We start from the raw sequence: 264 nt of genomic DNA on the forward strand, positions 1-264 counted from the left end.
GTGGCGTACCTGTTGGTCCTGCACCTGGATAGCCGCAGCGCCAAGGTGATGACCGTGCTTGGAGCAGCCGTTTTTGCAGCCGCCATGGGCATGAGCCGGGTTTACTTGGGGCACCACTGGTTCACCGATGTCCTGGTGGCCTGGACCCTCGGGCTGGCCTGGCTGGCGGTGGTGATTACCGCGCACCGACTGCTGCATTCCCGGCGGCTGGCCGGAAGGACCGCAGTGGCGGGCAATACCGCGGAGCGTGGCCGGCCGCGCTAG

At 67.4% G+C, this 264-nt stretch carries 1 protein-coding gene; it reads left to right on the plus strand.

All coding sequences use genetic code 11. The features are described from left to right. Window positions 1–264: phosphatase PAP2 family protein (locus SB754_RS20905; RefSeq protein ID WP_410784268.1), on the plus strand; the 264-nt coding region annotated here is incomplete at its 5' end.

Source organism: Leifsonia sp. SIMBA_070 (assembly GCF_046534635.1).
GTDB lineage: Bacteria > Actinomycetota > Actinomycetes > Actinomycetales > Microbacteriaceae > Leifsonia.